The following is a 1,224-nucleotide window of genomic DNA, read 5'->3' on the forward strand; positions in this document are numbered from 1 at the left end:
GTCCAGGAGATGATATTATCACCGTGCTTCTTCAGGCAAAAGAAGAAGGGAAACAGCTAACGGATGAAGAGATCGTCGGTTTTTCTATTTTGCTGCTGATTGCTGGAAACGAAACAACCACAAATTTAATTTCAAATACGATTTATTGTTTAATGGAAGATAAAGCTTCTTTTGAACGACTCAAACGAGAGAAAGAACTTTTGCCTTCTGCGATTGAAGAAGTTCTTCGCTATCGTTCACCCGTTCAGGCTCTTCACCGAATCGTAAAAGAAGATGTGACTCTTGCAGGCAAGAAACTAAAAGCGGGCGAACACGTGGTTCCATGGATGGGATCTGCGCATCGAGACGCGGAGTATTTTGAAGACCCGGATGTATTTAAAATCGATCGAAAGCCAAATGTGCACATGGCATTTGGAAGAGGCATTCATTTTTGCTTAGGAGCACCCCTTGCTCGAATAGAAGCAAAAATTATGCTGGCCGAGCTGATTGACCGCTATCCGCAGATGGACTGGAGCCCGTCATTTGAGTTAAAGCCGATTGAAAGCACGTTTGTGTACGGATTAAAAGAATTATTGATTCGTAAACATGTATAAAAAAAGCACGCTTTGCGTGCTTTTTACTCTTTCACTGCTTGAATTCTCGCTTCAGCAATYTTATCGGTATGATCATATCCCCATTTAAACATCAGCTCGATAATAGGGATGAGCGTTTCTCCAAAGGGTGTTAAATAATATTCTACTTTAGGCGGAACTTGTTTATAGACTTCGCGGTGGATAATTCCGTCGCGCTCGAGTTCGCGAAGCTGCAGCGTGAGCATTCGCTGCGTCACGCCAGGAATGAGTCTGCGCAGTTCATTAAAGCGCCGGCGTTCCTTCGATAATTGATACAAAATGACGCTTTTCCATTTGCCTCCGACTACATCAACGGCTGCTTCCACAGGGCAAGAATAGCCGTGAGGCTCCCATTTTGTTAAGTCGTATTTCATAGTGATTACTCCTTTTATCAGTGAGTTCAGCTGCATTTGTGCTGTTTATACTATAGCACGTCTTATTTGATAAAAAAATGGAAATGATTCAGGGGAATATTGACGGAAAATTAAAAAAGTAATGGAAATAATTATGAGTTTGTTGTATGATGAAACTATGAAGATAACTTTTCTATTAAAAAGCGAAATGTTTTGAAAGCGCTTTATTTATAAAGAACAACAGGGGAAAGGGCGGAGGA

Annotated in this window: 2 protein-coding genes; one reads left to right on the top strand and one right to left on the bottom strand. The window is 41.2% G+C overall.

The window, feature by feature from the left end; translation table 11 throughout:
* Positions 1–593, top strand: a 593-nt coding sequence (locus AC1DRF_RS28590) for a cytochrome P450 (protein WP_477742386.1), incomplete at its 5' end; no start/stop codon positions are given.
* Positions 594–616: 23 nt separating this feature from the next.
* Here the strand turns inward: AC1DRF_RS28590 and AC1DRF_RS28595 are convergent.
* Positions 617–985, bottom strand: coding sequence for a winged helix-turn-helix transcriptional regulator (locus tag AC1DRF_RS28595; RefSeq protein WP_102812918.1), 369 nt, complete (start codon positions 983–985; stop codon positions 617–619).
* Positions 986–1,224: the final 239 nt, after the last annotated feature.

The organism is Priestia sp. P5_B4 (assembly GCF_056400385.1).